Source organism: Pseudomonas sp. JS425 (assembly GCF_018223845.1).
In the GTDB taxonomy this organism is placed as follows: domain Bacteria; phylum Pseudomonadota; class Gammaproteobacteria; order Pseudomonadales; family Pseudomonadaceae; genus Aquipseudomonas; species Aquipseudomonas asiatica.
The window spans coordinates 1894496-1916639 of the sequence record NZ_CP073661.1 but is presented as its reverse complement, the minus strand read 5'-3'; the positions used below and the strand labels follow the sequence as shown (position 1 = coordinate 1916639).

At 64.4% G+C, this 22144-nt stretch carries 19 protein-coding genes and 4 tRNA genes; 5 read left to right on the top strand and 18 right to left on the bottom strand.

Annotated elements, in window-relative coordinates:
* Nucleotides 1–5: 5 nt before the first annotated feature.
* Genes KDB76_RS08880 through KDB76_RS08870 form a run of 3 tightly spaced genes read right to left on the bottom strand, consistent with a single transcriptional unit; the run spans nt 6 to nt 2742 of the window.
* Nucleotides 6–884 carry a rhomboid family intramembrane serine protease gene (locus KDB76_RS08880; protein ID WP_038409144.1) on the bottom strand — a complete coding sequence of 293 codons (879 nt, stop codon included), beginning with the start codon at nt 882–884 and terminating at the stop codon, nt 6–8.
* Nucleotides 881–1852 carry a metallophosphoesterase gene (locus KDB76_RS08875; RefSeq protein ID WP_013971625.1) on the bottom strand — a complete coding sequence of 324 codons (972 nt, stop codon included), beginning with the start codon at nt 1850–1852 and terminating at the stop codon, nt 881–883. Before KDB76_RS08875 ends, KDB76_RS08880 begins: the two co-directional genes overlap by 4 nt.
* Complete coding sequence (locus tag KDB76_RS08870; RefSeq protein WP_013971624.1) at nt 1852–2742, bottom strand: NAD(+) kinase; 891 nt, start codon at nt 2740–2742, stop codon at nt 1852–1854. The genes KDB76_RS08875 and KDB76_RS08870 overlap by 1 nt, the downstream gene beginning before the upstream one ends.
* 88 nt (nt 2743–2830) lie before the next feature.
* Between KDB76_RS08870 and KDB76_RS08865 the strand changes: the two genes are divergently transcribed.
* Together KDB76_RS08865 and cybB are read left to right on the top strand one after the other, a co-directional pair.
* On the top strand, nt 2831–3763 hold the full coding sequence (locus tag KDB76_RS08865) for a DUF1853 family protein (RefSeq protein WP_038409142.1): 933 nt from the start codon (nt 2831–2833) through the stop codon (nt 3761–3763).
* Between the two features lie 224 nt (nt 3764–3987).
* On the top strand, nt 3988–4533 hold the full coding sequence (cybB, locus tag KDB76_RS08860; protein ID WP_013971622.1) for a cytochrome b561: 546 nt from the start codon (nt 3988–3990) through the stop codon (nt 4531–4533).
* Here the strand turns inward: cybB and KDB76_RS08855 are convergent.
* Both KDB76_RS08855 and KDB76_RS08850 read right to left on the bottom strand, forming a co-directional pair.
* Nucleotides 4524–5414 carry a pyridoxal-phosphate dependent enzyme gene (locus KDB76_RS08855; RefSeq protein ID WP_038409140.1) on the bottom strand — a complete coding sequence of 297 codons (891 nt, stop codon included), beginning with the start codon at nt 5412–5414 and terminating at the stop codon, nt 4524–4526. The two genes, cybB and KDB76_RS08855, sit on opposite strands and share 10 nt — an antisense overlap.
* 153 nt (nt 5415–5567) lie before the next feature.
* On the bottom strand, nt 5568–7604 hold the full coding sequence (locus KDB76_RS08850) for an NADPH-dependent 2,4-dienoyl-CoA reductase (protein WP_024086536.1): 2037 nt from the start codon (nt 7602–7604) through the stop codon (nt 5568–5570).
* A gap of 191 nt (nt 7605–7795) precedes the next feature.
* Here KDB76_RS08850 and KDB76_RS08845 point away from each other — a divergent pair, with 191 nt between their 5' ends.
* Together KDB76_RS08845 and KDB76_RS08840 are read left to right on the top strand one after the other, a co-directional pair.
* Nucleotides 7796–8914 carry a nitrilase-related carbon-nitrogen hydrolase gene (locus tag KDB76_RS08845; protein WP_013971619.1) on the top strand — a complete coding sequence of 373 codons (1119 nt, stop codon included), beginning with the start codon at nt 7796–7798 and terminating at the stop codon, nt 8912–8914.
* A gap of 4 nt (nt 8915–8918) precedes the next feature.
* On the top strand, nt 8919–9959 hold the full coding sequence (locus KDB76_RS08840) for an AraC family transcriptional regulator (RefSeq protein WP_038409138.1): 1041 nt from the start codon (nt 8919–8921) through the stop codon (nt 9957–9959).
* A gap of 347 nt (nt 9960–10306) precedes the next feature.
* Here the strand turns inward: KDB76_RS08840 and KDB76_RS08835 are convergent, their stop codons facing one another.
* Entirely contained in the window at nt 10307–11716 is a 1410-nt protein-coding gene (locus tag KDB76_RS08835) for a PLP-dependent aminotransferase family protein (RefSeq protein ID WP_038409136.1), read from the bottom strand.
* A 121-nt stretch (nt 11717–11837) separates the two neighbouring features.
* On the opposite strand from KDB76_RS08835, the gene KDB76_RS08830 reads away from it, so the two are divergent.
* On the top strand, nt 11838–12707 hold the full coding sequence (locus KDB76_RS08830) for a DMT family transporter (RefSeq protein ID WP_013971616.1): 870 nt from the start codon (nt 11838–11840) through the stop codon (nt 12705–12707).
* 207 nt (nt 12708–12914) lie between these two features.
* Here the strand turns inward: KDB76_RS08830 and KDB76_RS08825 are convergent, their stop codons facing one another.
* From KDB76_RS08825 to accD, 12 genes are all read right to left on the bottom strand, one after another.
* On the bottom strand, nt 12915–13754 hold the full coding sequence (locus tag KDB76_RS08825) for a DUF2242 domain-containing protein (protein WP_013971615.1): 840 nt from the start codon (nt 13752–13754) through the stop codon (nt 12915–12917).
* 200 nt (nt 13755–13954) lie between these two features.
* A tRNA-Asp gene (locus KDB76_RS08820) sits at nt 13955–14031 on the bottom strand.
* A gap of 141 nt (nt 14032–14172) precedes the next feature.
* Nucleotides 14173–14249: transfer RNA gene (locus tag KDB76_RS08815), tRNA-Asp, on the bottom strand.
* A 99-nt stretch (nt 14250–14348) separates the two neighbouring features.
* Nucleotides 14349–14425 (bottom strand) — tRNA-Asp (locus KDB76_RS08810).
* A 66-nt stretch (nt 14426–14491) separates the two neighbouring features.
* A tRNA-Val gene (locus KDB76_RS08805) sits at nt 14492–14567 on the bottom strand.
* Between the two features lie 240 nt (nt 14568–14807).
* Nucleotides 14808–15581, bottom strand: a complete 774-nt coding sequence (locus KDB76_RS08800) for an SDR family oxidoreductase (RefSeq protein WP_013971614.1) — start codon at nt 15579–15581, stop codon at nt 14808–14810.
* The gene (locus tag KDB76_RS08795) at nt 15578–16789 is read right to left on the bottom strand and encodes an O-succinylhomoserine sulfhydrylase (protein ID WP_003258500.1); all 1212 of its coding nucleotides are present in this window, start codon (nt 16787–16789) and stop codon (nt 15578–15580) included. The genes KDB76_RS08800 and KDB76_RS08795 overlap by 4 nt, the downstream gene beginning before the upstream one ends.
* A 16-nt stretch (nt 16790–16805) precedes the next feature.
* Entirely contained in the window at nt 16806–18311 is a 1506-nt protein-coding gene (gene purF / locus KDB76_RS08790; RefSeq protein WP_013971613.1) for an amidophosphoribosyltransferase, read from the bottom strand.
* 42 nt (nt 18312–18353) lie between these two features.
* Nucleotides 18354–18911 carry a CvpA family protein gene (locus tag KDB76_RS08785; protein ID WP_013971612.1) on the bottom strand — a complete coding sequence of 186 codons (558 nt, stop codon included), beginning with the start codon at nt 18909–18911 and terminating at the stop codon, nt 18354–18356.
* Between the two features lie 288 nt (nt 18912–19199).
* The gene (locus KDB76_RS08780; RefSeq protein WP_013971611.1) at nt 19200–19865 is read right to left on the bottom strand and encodes an SPOR domain-containing protein; all 666 of its coding nucleotides are present in this window, start codon (nt 19863–19865) and stop codon (nt 19200–19202) included.
* Nucleotides 19849–21156, bottom strand: coding sequence for a bifunctional tetrahydrofolate synthase/dihydrofolate synthase (folC, locus tag KDB76_RS08775; protein ID WP_038409134.1), 1308 nt, complete (start codon nt 21154–21156; stop codon nt 19849–19851). The genes KDB76_RS08780 and folC overlap by 17 nt, the downstream gene beginning before the upstream one ends.
* Complete coding sequence (gene accD, locus KDB76_RS08770) at nt 21156–22049, bottom strand: acetyl-CoA carboxylase, carboxyltransferase subunit beta (protein WP_013971609.1); 894 nt, start codon at nt 22047–22049, stop codon at nt 21156–21158. Before accD ends, folC begins: the two co-directional genes overlap by 1 nt.
* Nucleotides 22050–22144: the final 95 nt, after the last annotated feature.

Here is a 22144-nt window from a genome sequence, read left to right as displayed (position 1 = left end):
CTGATTCAAGCCGACAGTTTACGCCGGGCCAGCGCCCCACCCAAGAGCCCGGTCAGGCATCCGATGAGCAGCCCGCCGACGTGGGCGGCGTTGGCGATCTGGCCAAGGCCCAGGGTGTCGATCACGCCGCTCAGGCACACCACCAGCCAGATCAGCATCATCACCAGCACGCCCTTGGGCAGGTTGAAGTAACGGTCGGGTGCCAGCCACTGGTACAGCCAGATGTGCCCGAGCAGGCCGTACAGCACGCCGGACAGGCCGCCGAACAGGCTCGGCCCGCTGCTGTAGTGCTGGGCCAGGTTGGACACCAGGCTGAACAGCAGGGTCAGGCCCAGCAGCGCCCACGGGCCCTGGCGCAGTTCGATGCGTTTGCCCAGCTCCCAGTACCACAGGCTGTTCATGGCCAGGTGCAGCACGCCGAAATGCAGCAGCATGGGCGATACCAGGCGCCACCACTGGCCTTGGTCCAGGCTTTGCGCCAGCGGGCTGAAGTACAGGTAGTCGCCCTGGACGCGGAAATCGAGGAAGGTGAACCAGCTGATGGTGGTGAAATTGTCGCCAAGGCCGGTGAGGCCGGCGACGATGAAGCACAGCAGCAGGGTGATAGTGGTGACTTTGCAGGCTTTGGCCTGTTCTGCCAGGGAGGGCCCTTTCGCGGGCTCGCCCGCTCCCACAGGATCGGTGGTGGCTGGCAGGTCGGCGTTGCCGTCGGGGTAGCGCTGGTAGAGTTCGCGGACGTCCGCTGCCAGGGTGTCGGGGGCCCAGAGCACCTGGGCATCGCCCTCCTCGCTGACCCGGTGCGGCACCTGCAGGCGCTGCAGCAGGTGAACGAAGCCGCTGAGGTCGACCGACAGCGGCAGGCGCATCACTTCGATAATGTTCATTGGTTGGCCTGTGGGCGGTCGACGTCGACCCAGACGAACTTGTGCGGGTCGATGCGGGTTTCATCATCCAGCCGGTAGGCTGCCAGCTTGCCATAGAGCACGGCGCTGTAGTCCAGGCAGGCCAGGTTGGCGCGGATCGGCGCCGGGCGGCCGCTGCGCCAGTAATGGCCGACGAACAGCATGGGCTCGTCTTCGGCATAGCGCAGCAAGGCGTTCTTCTGGCTGTGACTGAGCGGGGTGCTGGCCACTTCCGCGGGCAGGGCGTCTGGCTGGAACACGATGTCGCCGTAGGTTTGCGGGTCTTCTTCCCAGAACTTGGTACGGAAGAAGGCACGGGTCAGGCCGTCGCCACCGGTGAGGGTCAGGCCGTCCGGCAGGCGCATGTCGGTACCGCGCAGCAGGCGGTTGCACACGGTGGCGGCAAAGCTGCCGTTCACCGCCGAGGCCTGGATGAAGTGTTCGTCGATGCGCCCGTCGGGGTACTGCTGGCGCAGCGGCTCGATCAGCCGCGGGTCCCAGCAGGCATGCACCAGGCGGAAGCGCCCGGCGTCGACGAACAGCGGCAATTCGTAGAACCAGTTGACGAAGTCGTGCCAGTCAGCGGGGTGGTGGGCAAACTGGGTCAGGGTTTCGTCGATCAGCCGGGCGTGGCGTGGCGTATGCTCGCGCACAAAGGCCTTGCCGCTGCCAGGCAGTGCCGGGGTGACCCAGCCCAGCGCGTTGTACTCGTGGTTGCCCATGATGCAGAACGCCTGGCCGGCCTCGACCATGTCGTGGACGATGTGCAGCGCCTCGCGGATGCGTGGCCCGCGGTCCACGATGTCGCCAAGGAACAGCGCCTGGCGCCGCGGGTGGCGCCACACGCCTGCCACACGCTTGTAACCGAGGGCGTCGAGCAGGCGTTCAAGGGTCAGCGCACAACCGTGCACGTCACCGATGATGTCGAAACTACGCGCCGGATCGAGCATCAGTCGTCCCTGCTTCCCAGCCGGCTGCCCCAGCCGAGCTTGGTGCGGCAGACCTCGTAGTAATTGTGGTCCAGCGGGTGGATCAGGCGCAGCTTCTGCGGTTTCTTGCTCACCGTGATGGTGTCGCCGGGGGCACAGGTGAAGTGGTTCTGGCCGTCACAGGATACCTGCGGGTAGATCTGCAGGTCCTTGGACACCACGATCTTCAGTTCGCTGTTGCCGTCGACCACGATCGGCCGGCCTGACAGGGTGTGCGGGTACATCGGCACGATGACGATGGCATCGAGCTTGGGGTGCATGATCGGGCCGCCGGCCGACAGCGCGTAGGCGGTGGAGCCGGTGGGGGTGGCGACGATCAGGCCGTCGGCCTTCTGGCTGCAGACGAACTGGCCATCGATGTAGATCTCGAACTCGATCATGCGCGTGGACTTGCCCGGGTGCAGCACCACATCGTTCAGCGCATCACCCTGGCCGATGGCTTCGTTGTGGCGGCGTACCTCGGCCTGCAACAGGAAGCGGTTTTCCACCAGGTAGTGGCCGTCGAGCACTTCGGCGACCTTCTCTTCCAGCTCGTCGGGGCGGATGTCGGTGAGGAAACCCAGGTTGCCACGGTTGATGCCCAGCACCGGAATGTTGTGCCGGGCCAGGGCGCGGGCGGCGCCCAGCAGGCTGCCGTCGCCGCCGACCACGATGACCAGGTCACAGACCTCACCCAGCAGCTTGCGGGTGGAAGTTTGCAGGCCATGGCCAGGCAACACTTCGGCGATGGTGTCCTCGAGGATCACGTGCAGGTGGCGCTCGATAAGAAATTTTTTCAGTCGGCGAATGGTGTCGAGCACCTGGGAGCTGCCAAGGCGGCCAATGATACCGATATTGCGAAATTGCTCCATGGGGCTCCTGCGAGGCTCTGCGGCGGGTGACTATGCCGCGATTATGGGCGAAACCACCGGGTAGCGGCAAACCGGCTATGCTCGCAGGATGATGCCATTCGCCCTGCTCCACGACCTGCCCCGGCAGCTACGCCGCCCCAACGTGCGCGACCTGGCCTGGGCCCTGCTGTCGCCTCCGTTGCTCAGCGCCCCGCCCTGCCCCCAGCGCCACCCGCTGGCGGGCAGCCTGTGGGCGGACCAGCCACAGCGCCTGGCAGACTGGCTGCGGGCGCTGGATGACGATGACCGCCCATTGCGCGACTGGCTGGCGCAGCTGGGTAGCCGGCGCCTGGGGCACTACTACGAACGGCTGTGGCAATTCGCCCTGGGCCAGGCCCCGGGCATCGAACTGCTGGCGGCCAACCTGGCGATTCGCGACGGCGGGCGCACCCTGGGCGAGCTGGATGTGGTGCTGCGCGACCGCGACGGTGTGCACCACCTGGAACTGGCCATCAAGCTGTACCTGGGTCCGGAACACCCCGGGCATGACCCCGACGCCTGGCTGGGGCCGGGCTGCCATGACCGACTGGGAAGCAAACTGGCGCACCTGGCACGGCACCAGTTGCCCATGTCGGCGGGGGCACACAGCCGCGAGGTGCTGGCTCGGCTGGGGGTGGAGCAGGTGCAGGCGCATGTGTGGCTGGGTGGCTATCTGTTCTACCCGTGGCCCGGGCATGCGCAGCCACCACAGGGCGCCAATCCGCAGCACTTGCGCGGGCGCTGGCTGCGGCGGCGGGACTGGGTCATGGGCGAAGGTGAGCAATGGCAGCCGCTGCAACGGCATGCCTGGCTGGCGCCAGCGCGGGTCGAGGCGCATGAGTGCTGGGCGGTGGAGCAGTTTGCGGCATGGCTGCATGTGCTGGAGCGGCAGGCTCCGGCGCAGTTGCTGGTGAGGTTGGAGCAAGAGGCTGACGGGGCGTGGCAGGAGGCCGAGCGGGTGTTTCTGGTGGCTGACAGTTGGCCATTTACATCCAAGGCATGATACAGGCTGTTCCGGCCTCTTCGCGGGCTTGCCCGCCCCCACAGGTACTGCACAGGTCTCTGGCTCAGCGCTGTGCCTGTGGGAGCGGGTTCACCCGCGAAAGGGCCGGTGCAGACAACACAATTTTCACAGACCTGGCGCAAAGATTTGTTACCCCGTAGCCACTACAGTACTTCCTGAGCGCCGGCAAGAGCGCTATTCCGACCTGATGACGAGGACCGATCATGGTTTCATCCACCCCCACGACCCATTACGCGCGCCTGTCCATCGCCCTGCACTGGCTGATGCTGGTGCTGCTGGCCGCTGTCTACGCCCTAATCGAACTGCGTGGCCTGTTCCCCAAGGACAGCGTCGAACGCAACCTGATGAAGGACCTGCACTTCATGCTCGGGCTCAGCGTGTTCGTGCTGGTCTGGTTGCGCCTGGCCATCCGCCTGAGCCGCCCGACTCCACCCATCGTGCCCAAGCCTGCGGCCTGGCAGACCGGCCTCGCGCACCTGATGCACCTGGCGTTGTACCTGCTGATGATCATCCTGCCGCTGGCCGGCTGGCTGATCCTCAGCGCCGCCGACAAACCAGTGCCGTTCTTCGGTCTGGAGCTGCCGCACCTGATCGGCCCGAATCCGGACCAGGCCAAGTTCATCAAAGGCTGGCATGAACGCATCGGCAGCTGGGGCTACTGGCTGATCGGCCTGCACGCTCTGGCCGGGCTCTATCACCACTATGTGCAGCGCGACAACACGCTGCTGCGCATGCTGCCCTACAAGTAACCGCGCCGGCCCTGCAGGCCGCCGGTGTGCACCACGATCAGGCGGGTGCCGGGCGCGAACAGCCCGGCCTCGACCTGCTCACGCAGGGCCAGCAGAGCCTTGCCAGTGTAGAGGGCTTCGAGCGGCACGCCTGTGTGCCGCTCGCAATCAGCGATGAACGCCAACAGATCAGCGTCGAATTTGCCGAAACCGCCACGGCAGGCGTCGTGCAGTTGGTAGCCATGCGCGCCGGCCAGTGCAGCTACCGCCACCGGCACACCATGGTCCCTGGGTACCGCCACTGCACCATGCACCACATGTGCGCCCGCCTCGGCCATTACCAGACCGGCCAGGGTAGTCCCCGTTCCAGCAGCCAGCCACCAGGCGTCGTAGCCCGACCAGCCCAGTGCCGCGATCTGCGCCCGTGCCTGCTGCATGATCAGCGCGCAGCCCTGTGCACCGGCCAACCCGCCGCCCCCTTCAGGGATGCAGTACCAACCCGGGTAGCGCGCTTGCCAGGGCTCCCAGAAACCCGCTTGATTTCGTGCGCGGTAGCCGCCATAGCCCAGCCAGTGCAGTTCCATGCCCAGCGTCTGCAGGTCACGCACGGTTGGCGTGTCCTGGGCGTGACCACGCAGCAGGCCGGCGGTGGCGAAGCCGAAGCGCTTGCCGGCAGCGGCCAGGGCGTGCAGGTGGTTGGAATGGTTGCCGCCGAGGCTGATCAGGCCCGGGGCGTTGCTGGCGCTGGCCTGTTGCAGGTGATGGCGTAGCTTGAACCATTTGTTGCCGCTGATCAGCGGATCGATCAGGTCCAGGCGCAGGATGGCGGCTTCTACCTGGGCTTGTTGCAGCCAGGGCAGGATCAGGGGCTGCAGGGGGGCTTGGGGGAGGTCGAGGAGCATGCTGCGAGTTTACCAGTGAAATCCCGGGGGCGCTTTGCGCCCCTGTGGGAGCGGGTTCACCCGCGAACACCGGCGCAGCCGGTGCCATGCACCGCGCAGCCCTATTCGCGGGTGAACCCGCTCCCACAGGGCCGCAAAGCGGCCCCGGCGATCTCAGAGCTCAGCCGCCAATCTCGAACCTTGGTTGATCGCCCGCTTGGCATCCAGCTCGGCCGCCACATCTGCCCCACCAATCAGGTGTACCGACTGCCCCGCCGCCACCAGCCCGTCCTGCAGCTCGCGCAGCGGCTCCTGCCCTGCACAGATCACCACGTTGTCCACCGCCAGCACCTGCGGCTCGCCATCGGCCACGCGAATGTGCAGGCCGGCATCGTCGATGCCCAGGTACTCGACGCTGTTGAGCATCTGCACCCGCTTGTTCTTCAACCCGGTGCGGTGAATCCAGCCGGTGGTCTTGCCCAGGCCGTCACCCACCTTGGATTTCTTGCGCTGCAACAGGTACACCTGCCGCGCCGGGGCATGCGGCTCGGCCTTGATCCCGGCCACGCCACCACGCGCCTGCAGATGGGTGTCGATGCCCCACTCCTTCCAGAACGCCTCACGGTCCTGGCTGGTGGCAACGCCCTGATGCACCAGGTACTCGGAAACGTCGAAACCGATGCCACCCGCACCAATCACCGCGACAGCCTTGCCCACCGGCTTGCGCTCGAGCAGCACGTCGAGGTAGCTGAGCACCTTGGCATGCTCGACACCGGGGATGGCCGGCGTGCGCGGGGCGATGCCGGTGGCCAGGATGATCTCGTCGTAGCCACCGTCCACCAGGGCCTGCACATTGACCCGGGTGTTCAGGCGCAAGTCCACGCCCGTGCTTTTGACCTTGTTGCGGAAGTAACGCAGGGTTTCATGGAACTCTTCCTTTCCCGGTACCCGCTTGGCCACATTGAACTGCCCGCCGATCTCGCTGGCGGCATCGAACAGGGTCACCGCGTGGCCGCGCTCTGCCGCCACCGTGGCTGCCGCCAGGCCGGCCGGGCCTGCGCCGACCACGGCAATGCGCTTCACGGTGCGCACGGGCAGGTAGTTGAGCTCGGTCTCGTGGCAGGCACGCGGGTTGACCAGGCAACTGGTCAGCTTGCCGCCGAAAGTATGGTCCAGGCAGGCCTGGTTGCAGCCGATGCAGGTGTTGATCTCGTCGCCGCGACCAGCAGCGGCCTTGTTGACGAAGTCCGGGTCGGCCAGGAACGGACGTGCCATCGAGACCATGTCGGCATCGCCTTCGGCCAGCACCGCCTCGGCCACCTCCGGAGTATTGATGCGGTTGGTGGTGATCAGCGGAATGTTCACCACGCCGCGCAACTTGGCGGTGACCTTGCTGAATGCCGCGCGCGGCACCTTGGTGGCAATGGTCGGTATACGCGCTTCGTGCCAGCCGATGCCGGTATTGATCAACGTCGCGCCGGCCTTCTCGATGGCCTTGGCCAGCAGCTCGATTTCATCCCAGGTGCTGCCGCCCTCGATGAGATCGAGCATCGACAGGCGGAAGATGATGATGAAGTTCGGCCCGACCGCGCCGCGCACCCGGCTGACGATCTCCACCGCCAGGCGCATGCGGTTTTCATAACTGCCACCCCAGCGGTCGGTGCGGTGGTTGGTGTGGGCGGCGAGGAACTGGTTGATGAAGTAGCCTTCCGAACCCATGATCTCGACGCCGTCGTAACCGGCGCGCTGGGCCAGCACCGCGCAATTGACGAAGTCGGCGATCTGCTTCTCGATACCCGCCTCGTCCAGTTCCTTGGGTTTGAACGGGTTGATTGGCGCCTGGATCGCGCTGGGCGCCACCTGGCGCGGGCTGTAGGCGTAGCGCCCGGCATGCAGGATCTGCAGGCAGATCTTGCCGCCGGCAGCGTGTACCGCCTCGGTGACGATGCGGTGCTTGTCGGCTTCTTCCTCGGTGCTGAGCTTGGCCGCCCCGGAATACACTCCGCCCTCATCGTTGGGCGCGATGCCGCCAGTAACCATCAGGCCGACGCCACCGCGGGCGCGCTCGGCAAAGTACGCCGCCATACGCTCGAAGCCGCCCGGGCGCTCTTCGAGGCCGGTGTGCATCGAGCCCATCAGGGTGCGGTTGCGCAAGGTGGTGAAGCCCAGGTCCAGCGGTGCGAGCAGGTGCGGGTAGCGGTCGGCGGCCATGGAAAGGTCCCCAGGTGGCGTATTCACGGAATGCGGGTGCCTCACCGGCTGGCGGACCCCGTCGTTTGTCTGCCTGCGACATTAAACAGACGTTTGAACGGGCTCAATGATCGAAACTGACAAGTTATTGATCCTCGCGCACAGCGCGACTACCCTAGGAAACTCTTGTTTCCAAGGCGCTGTCCTGCTTCATGCGAAAACTCCTGGCAAGCGCCCTGGCGCTGGTGATGATCGCCGCCCTCTGCGGCTACGGTTTCTGGACCCAGCAGCGCCCGGAAGGCCATTACCTGTCCGACCTGCGCATCGAACTGGCGCTGAACCATGGCGTGCCGGGCGAGCACGGCAACCTGCTTGGCGTCGAACCGCTGCTGTTCCCGGGCGACTACCAGAACCTGCAGCGCCTGCACCGCAAGCTCGCGGCCTACCTGGAGCAAGCCCGCACCCAAGGGCTGGTCGGCCCGCGCACGGTGGTGGTGCTACCCGAGCACATCGGCACCTGGCTGTGGGCGCGTGGCGAAAAGAACGAGCTTTATCAAGTCACGCAAAGCCGCGAAGCCCTGCAATGGCTGGAACTGAGCAACCCGCTGCGCTATGGCCTGGCCATGCTCCGTGCCGACGGGGACGACTGGCGCGCCGACGCGCACCTGCGCATGAAAGCCGAGCAGATGGCTGCGGACTACCAGCAACTGTTCGGTGGCCTGGCCAAGGAATTCAATGTCACCCTGGTGGCCGGCTCTATCGTACTGCCCGCCCCCTACGTGAAACAGGGCGTGCTGCATGCCGGCAGCGGCCCGCTGTTCAACAGCAGCGTGGTGTTCGCCGGCGACGGCTCGCTGCTGGGCCAACCGCAACGCCAGCAGTTCCCCGACAGCGAAATGCGCCGCTATGTACATGATGGCCGCCAGCACCCGCTGCAGGTATTGCAAACCCCTGCCGGGCGCCTGGGCGTGCTGGTGGGCAGCGACAGCTGGTACCCGGAAAACCACCAACAACTGGCCCAACAGGCAGTACAACTGATCGCCAACCCGGTGTTCCTCAGCGGCAAGGGCAGCTGGCAAGCGCCCTGGCGCGGCAATCGCCATCAGGATGCCAGCGCCGGGCTGCCCTTGCGGCGCGGCGAAGTCAGCGAACAGGCTGCATGGCAGCGACTGACCCAATCGGCCGGAACCAGCGTCAGCAGCATGAGCGTGTTCATGCGTGGGCAGTTCTGGGAACAGGGCAGCGACGGCCAGGGCTTTGCCCGCCAGGCGGGTGAATTGCTGGCAGGCACCCCCAGCCCTGGAGCCCGCCTGTTGAACCTGTGGTTGTAAGCCCATGGCCCGCCCCCGCGTGCGCCTGGGCGACCTGTCGGTTGGCTTTGTCCAGCCGCTGACCGAAGCCCTGCGCGAACTGGGCCATGACCCCGAGCCGCTGCTGCGCCGCTATGGCCTGGATGCGGCGCGCCTGGGCGAAGCCGGCGCGCGCTTGTCGATCCCGCGCTACATGCACCTTGGGCACGCTGCCATCGAGCTGTGCGGCGAGGCCGCACTGGGCCTGCACATGGGGCGCCTGAGCCGCCTGGCGCATGCCGGCCTGGCCGGGGTCACCGCTGCCCAGGCACCGAACCTGGGCGAGGCGGCACGTACCCTGTTGCGCTTCGAGCCGCTGTACGCCGCCAACTACCGCGGCCACTCCAGTTTTCAGGAAGATGCCGAGGGCGCCTGGCTGCGCTTCTACTCCATCAGCCCCTACAACGCCTACAACCGTTTCGTGGTCGATTCGCTACTTGCCGGCTGGCTCGCCCAGCTTGCCGACCTGGCCGGTACGGCGGTGCAGGCCGAACATATGGACATCGAGTTCGCCGCACCCGCTTATGCCGCGCGCTACCAGCCGCTGTGCAGCACACCCGTGCAGTTCGCGGCCGCTGGTAACCAGCTGCGCCTGAGCCGCGCCACGCTGCAGTTGGCCAATCCCAGGCATTGCCCAAGCACCTGGCACCACCTGCTGCAGCTGTGCGAGGCGGAAATGCTGCAACGCACGCGGGTACGCAGCCTGGGTGAGCGCATCACCCACCTGCTGGGCCCATTGCTCAACGGCGGTCGTGAGCCGGATCTGGAAGAAGTGGCGCTGCACCTGCAACTTCCGACCTGGACCTTGCGCCGGAAGCTGGCCGAGGAAGGCACCCGTTTTCGCGACCTGCTCAGCGAAACACGGCGCGACCTGGCCGAGACCTACATCCGCGATACGGAACTGGCCTTTGGCGAGATTGCCTACCTGCTGGGGTTTGCTTCGGCCGAGGCCTTCCAGCGCGCATTCAAACGCTGGACGGGCCTTACACCGGGGGAGTTTCGCCGCAGCCAGCGGCGGGTGGGCTAGAGCTCGGTGGCGTCGTCAGCCGGTTCCGGGGTGTCCAGTTCATAAGCCTGGAATTCGAGAAGTTCTTCTTGGTATTCGTCCATAGCCCTAAGCCCTCTTCACTCATTTTTCCTGGTAACTGTCGCCTCACCCTAGGCAGGAAGGATGAAGGATTGATGACAAGCTTATGATCCGGTGCCCAGCAATCGTTAGCCCCGTGCTACTTGATATTAGCCGTTTGTAGGTCATGCAGGCTTTAGACGGCAGGCCCAAGCCGAACTACGCGTGCGCAGTGCTGGCTGCGCTCCCCCGTGCGGTGCGCGAGCATGCCGTAGCCATTTCTGTCGCAGGTGTGCCCCATGACAAGCTCAGCTTGGCACTAAGTGCTCTGGCGACTGCGCACTCAGCGCCCTTTTCAACACTTCGTAGAGTTTGCCGTCACCCGATTGAGCAACGTTGAAGCGCAGGAAATCCCCCGCCGTCATGGATTGGCTGAACGCATTACCGGGCGCCAACACTACACCTTCATTCAGGCAGGTCCTGGCCAGCGTTGCTGCATCCTTGCCTTGAGGGAGCTGGCACCAGAGGTACATGCCTGCCTGGGGAATTATCCACGGCTTGATACCAATGGCCTGAAGCCTCGGCACCGTTCTGTCCATTGCCTCGCCTAACCGGTGGCGGACACCTTCCATGTGTTTTCGGTACCCGCTATCCGTAATCGCTTGATAGATGATGTCCGCGGCCAAGCGTCCGCCGCCGAAGGTGGTCGCGATCTTCAGGTCGACCAGGCTCTCGATCCATTCACCACGGGCGGCGATGTAGCCGCATCGGATTGAAGCAGAGATGGTCTTGGAAAAGCTGCCTATCTGAATCACACGCGAGAGGCCGTCGAAGGCAGACAGCCGTGGCGCGGGCGTATTCTCGAAATCAGCGAAGATGTCGTCCTCCACGATCACCAGGCTAGAGGTGTCGGCCAGCTTCAGCAGCCTGTGCGCGGTGACCGGGGACAGGCTGGCCCCGGTTGGGTTGTGGATGCCGGAATTGGTGATGTACAACCTGGGTGCGTGCCTGAGCAGGGCTGCGCCGAACGCCTCGATGTCCGGGCCTGTCTGCGTGTAGGGTACCCCGACAATGTTCACCCTGTGGGCTTTGAGCAGTGCGTGAAAATTGAAATAGCAGGGGTCGTCGACCAGGACCGTGTCCCCCGGTTCCAGCAGAAAACGGCAAATCAGGTCGATGGCGTGGGTGCCCGATTCGGTGAGCATGATCTGTTCCAGCGGGGCTTCGATGCCGATGCCAGCCAGCCGTCGCGACAGGAACTGCCTGAGCGGCGGATGCCCGAGCGGCGACGCGTACTCGGCCAGTTTTACCGTGTCGGAACGGGCAGCGACTCGCAGCGCTTTACGCATGCCGGCTTCGTACATCCAGGAGGCAGGCAGCCACCCGCACCCTGGTTTCAGCGCATCGCTGGAGGTTTCAAGAGACTGGCGCGAGATCCACAGCGGGTCGACCTCACGATCGAGCCTGGGGCCGAGTTCGGTCAGTGCCAAGGGCGCCACGGGCCCTGCCACGTAGTAGCCAGAGCCAGGGCGGGCGCTGAGCACCCCCTCTGCCATCAACCGTTCATAGGCCTCAAGTACGGTAGAAACCGATACCTGCATGGCCTGTGCCATTGCCCGGACCGAAGGGATCCGCGCACCGGGCGTGTAGGTCCGGGAGGCTATCCTCGCCTGCACCTCACCCATGACGGTCCGAATCAGCGTTCCACTGCGTTTCATCGCACCCTCAACTGTGCTGGATTAATGTGCATAACAGTTCGGTAAAACTGTATTGGATTGTACATGGCCTTGGTGAGCGCGTCAGTGATGTACTGAACCCAGACTTATCGAGGACTGGGCGATGGAAAAATCAACAAGCGGATGGATCAACGGCTTCATAGGCGTCGCCATCTTCGCCGGCTCGCTGCCGGCCACCCGTGTGGCAGTGACGGCCTTCGAACCGACGTTCCTGACCTGTGCCAGGGCAACGATTGCCGCTCTGTTGGGGGCGCTTTTCTTGCTTGTGCTGCGCCAGCCTCGCCCTGAACGCGGTGACCTGTGGTCATTGGCGGTAACAGCGTTGGGCGTGGTAATCGGTTTCCCGCTGCTGACGGCACTGGCCCTGCAGCATGTAACCTCTGCCCATTCCATTGTCTTTGTCGGGCTGCTGCCGCTGTGTACCGCAGGGTTTGCCGTGCTGCGGGGCGGTGAGCGACCTCGGCCACTGTTCTGGTTATTCTCGTTGACGGGTGCCGGAATCGTCGTTGGATATGCGCTTATGAATGGTGGGGAGGCATCGGCGCTGGGCGATTTGCTGATGATGGCGGCGGTCATCGTCTGTGGGTTGGGTTATGCCGAAGGGGCGCGCCTGTCACGGACGTTGGGGGGTTGGCAAGTGATCAGTTGGGCGTTGCTGGTGGCGTTGCCGCTGATGCTACTACTGACAATCACTAATCTTCCGACACCAGATGCCTTCGCCAAAGTAAGCGCCCCTGCGTGGTTCAGCCTCGGCTACGTTTCACTGTTCAGCATGCTGATCGGTTTTGTGTTCTGGTACCGAGGGCTCGTCCAGGGTGGCATTGCAGCAGTGGGCCAGTTGCAACTCTTTCAGCCGTTCATGGGGCTTGGGCTGGCAGCGTTGCTGCTGCACGAACAGGTCAGCTGGATGATGCTTGTGGTGACGCTGGGGGCTGTCATCTGTGTTGCCGGGGCCAAGAAGTACGCCTTGTAGATGTCGATCCAGAAAAAAGCGAATTGGGAAGGCTTCGCCAAGCCGCAGCGCGCCTTGGGGACCTCCGTAAGCTGTTCGCACCGGGGCAGTTGCACAGCACAGGGCCAAGTTCATGGGCACGGAGGATTTTGCCCCATGGCGGTACTGCGCAGATGTTGAGAACTGCGCAGTACCTGTGGGAGCGGGTTTACCCGTACAGGCAAGCCATCAAAGGGCGGGGGACGCGGGCTCAGCGGCCTCGGCAGGCTGTGCTTGCTGTTGTACTTCAATAGGCGCAGCCTCAGCCGGCGGTGCCACTGGCTGCGAGCCCTGGCTGTCATCCAGCACCGGCGCTGCTACCGCCTCGCTGGCCGGGGCTACAGGGGCCGGGGCTGGCGCCGCATCAACCAAAGGCTCAGCAACCGGGGCCGGTGCCACCGGCGCTGCGGCGGCCTGCTCCGGTAGCCCCAGGGCTGCCGCCGGCTTCTCGACATTCGGCGCAGGCGCCTCGACCTCGGCCTTATTGGCCTGCTTCGGCTTGGGCTTGGGCAGATAGCTCTCTACCAGGGCGAAATAGCGGTCATAGAACTGAGCCGCTGTCACAGTCTCGCTGGCCACCTTGACCATCGAGTCGTCGCTGGAGCCGATCGGCATCGATACCGACCCCAGTACACCAACCCCCAGGCTGGCGGAGGTGTTGGACTTTTTCAGGGCGTAGCGGTCCTGCAGGGCGTTGGCGAACATGGTCGAACGCTGCTCGTCGCTCACATCCGGCGCACAGGTGACGTTGAAACTGATCTGCAGGTGGTTCTCGCTGTTCTGCTGGAAGCTCTTGTTGCCCACCACCTGGTTGGCGCCGCTGCTGGTGATGATGTAACCCTGGCTGAGCAAGGCGCGTCGGGCGGCCTCGCAGGAGCCGGCATCGCTCACCGGGAAGCTGCGCGAGAAGGTGCCCGAGTCATCGAAGTTCTCGTGCTCGTAGACGGCGGCTTTTTTCGAGGAACAACCGGTCACGCCCGCCAGCACCAGGGCCAGCCCGAGCGCACCAAAGACGGAAGATCTGGTCATTGCGAATTCCGGGTAAGTCAAGAAGGTGCCTATTGTGCAACACAGCAGGCAGGCACAGGAACCGCTGATCGGTGAAGAGTCTGTCAGGTTCGTGTAAATCTGGGTCAAGGGCGGCAATTGCCAGACGCAGAAACGAAAAAAGCGACCCTAAGGTCGCTTTCTCGTGGCTTCGAGACGTTCAAGGGGCCTCGAAGCGAAGATGGCGCAGCGGACGGGACTCGAACCCGCGACCCCCGGCGTGACAGGCCGGTATTCTAACCGACTGAACTACCGCTGCGTATCATTCAGGCTTGCACCCGATTGAAACCTGGGTCTACCCTTCCGGCGCGATGGCCTCAGGACAGGCACAAAAAAAGCGATAACGTGATCGCTTCTCTTGTGTTTGCTTCAAGGTGTTCAAGGGACCTTGAAACGAAGATGGCGCAGCGGACGGGACTCGAACCCGCGACCCCCGGCGTGACAGGCCGGTATTCTAACCGACTGAACTACCGCTGCGTATCGTTCAGGCTTTCGCCCGATTGAAACTGGGATCAGCCCAAGGCGTTTACCTTGTGGCTTCAGACCGGTGCCAGGCACCCATCTGATACTAAAAAATGGCGCAGCGGACGGGACTCGAACCCGCGACCCCCGGCGTGACAGGCCGGTATTCTAACCGACTGAACTACCGCTGCGCAGTGCGTTCCTCTCTGGCTATCGGTTTCTTGCGAAACCTGAAGCACCAGGAACATCTCAGGAAGTGGTGGGTGATGACGGGATCGAACCGCCGACCCTCTGCTTGTAAGGCAGATGCTCTCCCGGCTGAGCTAATCACCCTCGCGATGTTGCTTGTTGCGTTTGCTTCGCTGAGGCCGCGAAATTTACGCAGGTGGCGAAGCTAAGTCAATAGCCCCATTGAATTTTTTTCAGAAAAGCGCAAAAGCGGTGCGGTTGCCTGTGGCGGCCTCTTCGCGGGTAAACCCGCTCCCACAGGTACCGCACAGGTCTTGAGAACTGCGCTGCACCTGTGGGAGCGGGCGTGCCCGCGAAGAGACCGGTACAGGATATGCACAAGGCTCAGGTGTAGATCATCTTGCGGGTCATGCCGCCATCGACCACGAACTCCTGGCCGGTGACGAACGCCGCTTGCCGAGACAACAGCCAGGCAACCATGGCCGCCACGTCTTCCACCGTCCCTACCCTGCCCGTCGGGTGCTGGGCATGGTCCGCCTCGGTCAACGGCTCGGCACGGCGCTGCGACGGATCACGGGCATCGATCCAGCCCGGGCTCACCGCATTGACGCGAATCTCCGGGCCCAGGCTCATGGCCAAGGCATGGGTCAAGGCCACCAGCCCGCCCTTGCTCGCTGCGTAGGCCTCGGTATCGGGTTCGGATTGCCGCGCCCGGGTGGAGGTGAGATTGACGATCGCCCCATTGTGCGCACGCAGGTACGGCGCACAATGCTTGGCCAGCAGCATCGGGCCGTTGAGGTTGACCGCCAGCACCCGGTTCCACTGCGCCAGGCTCAGGCTTTCCAGGGTCTGGTTGTGCGGGTTGGCGATGGCCGCATTGCACACCAGCGCGTCCAGGCGACCAAACTGCCCCAGCACCTCCGACACCCCGGCGCTGACCTGGGCCTCGTCGGCAACGTCCATGGTGATGAACCAGGCATTGTCACCCAGCGCCTTGGCCGCCTTTGCGCCGCGCTGGCGGTCGAGGTCGCTGAGCACCACCTGCCAGCCTTCGCAGATCAACCAGGCGGCAATACCCAGGCCGATGCCGCGTGCGGCACCGGTCACCAGGGCTACCCGGCCGTTATGGCCGGGCGTACCGCCGCGGATTTCAATCACAGTGCAGCCAACCCGCGCGCCAGGTCGGCCTGCAGGTCGGCCACATCTTCCAGGCCCACGGCAACCCGGATCAGGCTGTCACGGATACCCGCGGCTTCACGCTCCTGCGGCGTCAGGCGACCGTGGGAGGTGGTGGCCGGGTGGGCGATGGTGGTCTTGCTGTCACCCAGGTTGGTGGTGATGGAAATCACCCGGGTAGCGTCGATGAAGCGCCAGGCGCCTTCTTTGCCACCCTTGACCTCGAAGCTGACCACCGCACCGAAGCCACTCATCTGGCGCTTGGCCAGTTCGTGCTGCGGGTGGCTCGGCAGGCCGGCGTAATGCACCTTCTCCACGCCCTCCTGCTGCTCCAGCCATTCGGCCAGCAGCTGGGCGCTTTCGCAGTGCGCACGCATGCGCAGGCGCAGGGTTTCCAGGCCCTTGGTGAAGATCCAGGCGTTGAACGGGCTGAGGGTGGGGCCTGCGGTACGCAGGAAGCCCACCACTTCTTTCATCTGCTCGGCACGGCCGGCAACCACGCCACCCATGCAGCGGCCCTGGCCGTCGATGAACTTGGTGGCCGAGTGGAACACGATGTCGGCACCCAGCTTCAGCGGCTGCTGCAGCGCCGGGGTGCTGAAGCAGTTGTCCACCACCAGCATGGCGCCGTGGGCATGGGCGATTTCGCTGAGCGCGGTGATATCGACCAGCTCTGCCAGCGGGTTGGACGGCGATTCGACGATCAGCAGCTTGGTATTGGCCTTGATGGCCTTTTCCCAGCCGGCGAGGTCGACCAGTGGCACGTAGTCCACCTGCACGCCAAAGCGCTTGAAGTACTTCTCGAACAGGCTGATGGTCGAGCCGAACACGCTCTGCGAAACCAGCACATGGTCACCGGCACTGCACAGCGACATCACCACGGCGAGGATCGCCGCCATGCCGGTGGAGGTGCCCACAGCCTGCTCGGCGCCTTCCATGGCCGCCAGGCGCTCCTCGAAGGCACGCACAGACGGGTTGGTGTAGCGCGAATAGACGTTGCCCGGCGTTTCGCCAGCAAAGCGCGCGGCGGCATCGGCAGCCGTGCGGAACACATAGCTGGAGGTCAGGAACAGCGCTTCGCTGTGCTCGGCCTCCGGTGTACGGTTTTGACCGGCGCGCACCGCCAGGGTGTCGAAACCGACACCCTCGAGGTCACTGTCCAGTCGTCCGGCATCCCATTGATCCGTCAAGCCGTCGCTCCCGAAATCAGTTGTTGTAGAGGTCGATGATCGCACTGACCGCCTGGTTCTTGGCCTTGGCCAGGTCGTTACGAGCCTGCTCGATGCGGTCGAGGTAGGCTTCGTCGATATCACCAGTGACATACTCACCGTTGAACACCGCACAATCGAACTGATCGATCTTGATCTTGCCGCCACCGACCGAGTCGATCAGGTCCGGCAGGTCCTGGTAGACCAGCCAGTCGGCGCCAATCAACTCGGCCACCTGTTCGGTGGTACGGTTGTGGGCGATCAGTTCGTGAACACTCGGCATGTCGATGCCGTAGACGTTGGGGTAGCGCACCGCAGGAGCTGCGGAGCAGAAGTAGACGTTCTTGGCGCCGGCTTCGCGGGCCATCTGGATGATCTGCTTGCAGGTGGTACCGCGCACGATCGAGTCGTCCACCAGCATCACGTTCTTGCCGCGGAACTCCAGTTCGATGGCATTGAGCTTCTGGCGTACCGATTTCTTGCGCGCGGCCTGGCCTGGCATGATGAAGGTACGCCCGATGTAGCGGTTCTTGACGAAACCTTCGCGGAACTTCACGCCCAGACGGTTGGCCAGCTCCAGGGCCGCGGTGCGGCTGGTGTCCGGGATCGGGATGACCACGTCGATGTCATGCTCGGGACGTTCGCGCATGATCTTGTCGGCCAGTTTTTCACCCATGCGCAGACGGGCCTTGTACACCGACACGCCATCCATGATCGAGTCCGGACGGGCCAGGTAGACATGCTCGAAGATGCACGGCTGCAGTTTTGGTGCTTCGGCGCACTGCTTGGTGTACAGCTGGCCTTCTTCGGTGATGTACACCGCTTCGCCCGGCGCCAGGTCGCGGATCAGGGTGAAGCCGAGCACGTCCAGGGCCACGCTTTCCGAGGCGATCATGTATTCCACGCCTTCGTCGGTGTGACGCTGGCCGAACACCACCGGGCGGATGCCGTTGGGGTCACGGAAGCCGACGATGCCGTAGCCGGTGATCATCGCCACCACGGCGTAACCGCCAACGCAGCGGCTGTGCACGTGGGAAACCGCGGCGAACACGTCTTCTTCGGTCGGCTGCAGCTTGCCACGCACCGCCAGCTCATGGGCGAACACGTTCAGCAGTACTTCCGAGTCGGAGTTGGTGTTGACGTGGCGCAGGTCGGACTCGTAGATTTCCTTGGCCAGCTGCTCGACGTTGGTCAGGTTGCCGTTGTGTGCCAGGGTGATGCCATACGGCGAGTTGACGTAGAACGGCTGCGCCTCGGCCGAGGTCGAGCTGCCCGCCGTCGGGTAGCGCACGTGGCCGATACCGATGCTGCCGACCAGGCGCTGCATGTGGCGCTGCTGGAACACGTCGCGCACCAGGCCATTATCCTTGCGCAGGAACAACCGGCCGTCATGGCTGGTCACGATACCGGCAGCGTCCTGGCCGCGGTGCTGGAGGACCGTAAGCGCGTCATACAGCGCCTGATTGACGTTCGACTTACCGACGATACCGACGATGCCACACATGCGACGCAACCCCTACTTTGACGAAACTTGAGTGAATAGTGCTCAGGGCTTTGCCGGCCCGAGCAACTGTTCCTTGAACGGAAGATCAGCTGGAGTGCCGATCAGCCCACTAGGTGTCCACTGGCCGGTAAAACCCAGGATCAGGTTTTTCGACCAGTCGGCGACCAAGAGAAATTGTGGTATCAGGCGTGATTCCTGCCACCAGGTGTCTTGTTGAACCGGCCCCAGGCTGATCAGCCCGATGGCCACCACCACCAGCAAGGCCCCGCGCGCGGCGCCGAAGGCCATGCCCAGGAAACGATCGGTGCCGGACAGCCCGGTCACGCGAATCAGCTCGCCGATGAGGAAGTTGATCATGGCCCCCACCAGCAAGGTGGCGACGAAAAGAATGGCGCAGCCGGCGATGACGCGCATCGACGGCGTCTGGATGTAGCTTTCAAGATACACCGAGAGCGAACCGCCGAACATCCAGGCAACCGCACCGGCAATGATCCAGATGAGCAAGGACAAGGCTTCCTTGACGAAGCCGCGCTTGAGACTGATCAGTGTGGAGACGGCGATGATCGCGATGATCGCCCAATCAACCAAGGTAAATGCCACGGTGCTGCCTGCAGACGTTTGAGGCGGCGCATTTTAACAGAGCGGCGGGGGCTTGGGTAAGCGGAATGTCAGGTGATTAGCGCTACCCGGGCTTACGCGATCTTTGTGGGAGCGGCCTTGTGTCGCGAAAGGGCCGCAAAGCGGTCCCGGCGATTCTGGCTGTGTCGTTGAGATCTTGGGGCCGCTTCGCGGCCCTTTCGCGACACAAGGCCGCTTCCACATGGACCGCGCCGCTGCAAGACCTATAAAGAACCCGCGAATGAGCGGCAAAGCCGCCCCCCCGGGTTATCAGCTGCGCTCAGGCTGGAAGCGCACCACGAAGCCCTTGAGGCTGTTCTGGCGGTTGATGGCGTCGCGCACGCGCTCGGCCTCGGCCCGCTCGATCAGCGGCCCCACGTACACCCGGTTCATGCCACCCGCCGAGCGGATATAGGCGTTGTAACCCTGGCTACGCAAGGTTTGCTGCAGCTTTTCGGCCCCGGCACGGTTGGACAGGCTGGCCAACTGGATCGACCAGCTGACCGGCAGGCCATTGACGTCGATCTTCGATGGCGCCGCCGGTGCGGCCGGCTTGGCTGCCGGCTGAGGCTCGACCTTGGCCACAGGCGCCTGCGGCTTGGCAGGCTGAGGCTGGGGCTGCACCTGCACTTGAGGCTGGGTCTGCGGTGACGGTGTAATCGGCTGGCTGGGCGTGCTCGCCGGCGCGGTGGACTCGTCCACCACCACCGGTGGCTGTTGCGGCTCTTGCGCAATGGCCTGCGGCTCCGGCACCGCGACCGGCTCCACCTTCACTTCCGGCAGGCTTGGCATGGCCGGCGCCTGCGGGGCATCGACGCGCACCTGACGCATCTCGTCCTCGCGGGTGAACAGCATCGGCAGGAAAATTACCGCCAGCGCCACCAGCACCAACGCACCCACCATGCGCTGTTTCATCCCTTTATCCAGCACTGCCATCTACTCCACCCTCCTGGGCGTGCCGCTCCAGCCATTCCAGTGCCTGGGCAACACAGAAAAACGAACCGAACAGCAAGATCTGGTCATCCGCCGTTGCCTGCGCGCATTGCCCTTCAAGGGCAGCATCGACGCTGGCATAAGACTTCACCGCGGCGCCGACGTTCGTCAAGGCCGTGGCCAGCTCCGCAGCCGGGCGGCTGCGCGGGGTATCCAGTGGCGCCACTGCCCAGTCGTCGACCAGCCCCTGCAGCGGCGCGACAACACCTTCCAGGTCCTTGTCGGCGAGCAGGCCGAACACCGCCAGGCGGCGCCCCTTCAGCGGCCGGGCCGCCAGGCGCCGGGCCAGATATTCCGCGGCGTGCGGGTTGTGCCCGACATCCAGCAACAGTTCCACCGGCTTGCCCTGCCAGCTCAGCTGACGACGGTCGAGGCGACCCGTGATGCGGGTATCCAGCAGCGCCTGGCGAATCTGCCCGGCGTCCCAGGGCAGCCCCATCAGCAGGTAGGCCTGCAGGGCCAGCGTGGCGTTTTCCATGGGCAGGTCGAGCAAAGGCAGGCCAAGCAGCTCTACCGGCGCTCCATCAGCCGCAGTACCCCGCCAGTTCCAGCTGCCATCGGCAATGGCCAGGTCGAAGTCACGACCACGCAGGAACAGCGGCGCAGCCAGTTCGGCGGCCTTATCCAGCAGCGGCTGAGGCGGATCCAGGTCACCGCACAGTGCCGGCTTGCCCTGACGGAAGATGCCTGCCTTCTCGAAGGCCACCAGCTCGCGGGTATCACCCAGGTAATCGACATGATCGACGCCGATGCTGGTCACCAGGGCCAGGTCGGCATCCACCACGTTCACGGTGTCCAGGCGGCCACCAAGCCCCACTTCCAGTACCACGGTATCCAGCTGCGACTGGTAGAACAACCAGAACGCGGCCAGAGTGCCCATCTCGAAGTAGGTCAGGGAAATTTCGCCCCGCGCCGCCTCGACGGCGGCGAAGGCTTCGCACAGGCGCTCATCGCTGGCCTCTTGGCCATCGATCAGCACCCGCTCGTTGTAACGCAACAGGTGCGGCGAGCTGTACACGCCAACCTTCAACCCCTGGGCACGCAGCAGCGAGGCCACGAAGGCACAGGTCGAGCCCTTGCCGTTGGTGCCGGTCACCGTTACCACACGTGGCGCCAGCTTGCCCAGCGCCAGCCGGGCAAGCACCTTCTGCGACCGCTCCAGGCCCATGTCGATGGCCGAGGGGTGCAACTGCTCGAGGTAGGCGAGCCATTCGCCCAGGGATCGTTGTTTCATCACGCGACGGCAGCCGCCTCACGCGCTTGCTCCGGGGTTTCCTGGCCGGTCATCTGCGCCAGCAGGCGGGCCAGACGCGGGCGCAGCTCGCCACGAGAGATGATCAGGTCAATGGCGCCGTGCTCCAGCAGGAACTCACTGCGCTGGAAGCCTTCCGGCAGCTTCTCGCGCACGGTCTGCTCGATCACGCGCGGGCCGGCGAAGCCGATCAGTGCCTTCGGCTCGCCGACGATCACGTCACCGAGCATGGCCAGGCTGGCGGAAACACCACCGTATACAGGATCGGTCAGTACCGAGATGAACGGGATACCTTCTTCGCGCAGGCGCGCCAGCACGGCCGAGGTCTTGGCCATCTGCATCAGCGAGATCAGCGCTTCCTGCATGCGTGCACCGCCCGAGGCGGAGAAGCAGACCATCGGGCAGCGGTGCTCCAGGGCATAGTTGGCCGCGCGCACGAAGCGCTCGCCGACGATGGCACCCATGGAGCCGCCCATGAACGAGAACTCGAAGGCGCTGACCACGATCGGCATGCCCATCAGGGTGCCGCTCATGGAGATCAGGGCGTCCTTCTCGCCGGTTTGCTTCTGCGCGCCAGCCAGGCGGTCCTTGTACTTCTTGCCATCACGGAACTTCAGGCGGTCGACCGGCTCCAGGTCGGCGCCCAGTTCGGCACGGCCATCGGCGTCGAGGAAGATGTCGATGCGCGCACGTGCGCCGATGCGCATGTGGTGGTTGCACTTGGGGCAGACATCCAGGGTCTTTTCCAGCTCCGGACGATACAGCACGGCCTCGCAGGCCGGGCATTTGTGCCACAGGCCTTCAGGCACCGAGCTCTTCTTCACCTCGGAACGCATGATCGAAGGGATCAGTTTGTCGACTAACCAGTTGCTCATGCTTTCTTTCTCCAGTATTGGCAGGCGTGGTCCGGTGTCGCCGGCCCTACCCTGCCCTTGAGCTCAAAATCTTTATGAAACGATGATGGACCGGC

Excerpts from the sequence above, each read along its gene's own strand:
- KDB76_RS08830 (WP_013971616.1), top strand. The coding sequence starts at position 11,838 with ATGGAAAAATCAACAAGCGGATGGATCAACGGCTTCATAGGCGTCGCC.
- KDB76_RS08855 (WP_038409140.1), bottom strand. The coding sequence starts at position 5,414 with ATGCTCCTCGACCTCCCCCAAGCCCCCCTGCAGCCCCTGATCCTGCCC.
- accD (WP_013971609.1), bottom strand. The coding sequence starts at position 22,049 with ATGAGCAACTGGTTAGTCGACAAACTGATCCCTTCGATCATGCGTTCC.
- KDB76_RS08880 (WP_038409144.1), bottom strand. The coding sequence starts at position 884 with ATGAACATTATCGAAGTGATGCGCCTGCCGCTGTCGGTCGACCTCAGC.
- KDB76_RS08850 (WP_024086536.1), bottom strand. The coding sequence starts at position 7,604 with ATGGCCGCCGACCGCTACCCGCACCTGCTCGCACCGCTGGACCTGGGC.
- purF (WP_013971613.1), bottom strand. The coding sequence starts at position 18,311 with ATGTGTGGCATCGTCGGTATCGTCGGTAAGTCGAACGTCAATCAGGCG.
- KDB76_RS08875 (WP_013971625.1), bottom strand. The coding sequence starts at position 1,852 with ATGCTCGATCCGGCGCGTAGTTTCGACATCATCGGTGACGTGCACGGT.
- KDB76_RS08870 (WP_013971624.1), bottom strand. The coding sequence starts at position 2,742 with ATGGAGCAATTTCGCAATATCGGTATCATTGGCCGCCTTGGCAGCTCC.
- KDB76_RS08865 (WP_038409142.1), top strand. The coding sequence starts at position 2,831 with ATGATGCCATTCGCCCTGCTCCACGACCTGCCCCGGCAGCTACGCCGC.
- KDB76_RS08845 (WP_013971619.1), top strand. The coding sequence starts at position 7,796 with ATGCGAAAACTCCTGGCAAGCGCCCTGGCGCTGGTGATGATCGCCGCC.
- KDB76_RS08840 (WP_038409138.1), top strand. The coding sequence starts at position 8,919 with ATGGCCCGCCCCCGCGTGCGCCTGGGCGACCTGTCGGTTGGCTTTGTC.
- KDB76_RS08835 (WP_038409136.1), bottom strand. The coding sequence starts at position 11,716 with ATGAAACGCAGTGGAACGCTGATTCGGACCGTCATGGGTGAGGTGCAG.
- folC (WP_038409134.1), bottom strand. The coding sequence starts at position 21,156 with ATGAAACAACGATCCCTGGGCGAATGGCTCGCCTACCTCGAGCAGTTG.
- cybB (WP_013971622.1), top strand. The coding sequence starts at position 3,988 with ATGGTTTCATCCACCCCCACGACCCATTACGCGCGCCTGTCCATCGCC.
- KDB76_RS08825 (WP_013971615.1), bottom strand. The coding sequence starts at position 13,754 with ATGACCAGATCTTCCGTCTTTGGTGCGCTCGGGCTGGCCCTGGTGCTG.
- KDB76_RS08780 (WP_013971611.1), bottom strand. The coding sequence starts at position 19,865 with ATGGCAGTGCTGGATAAAGGGATGAAACAGCGCATGGTGGGTGCGTTG.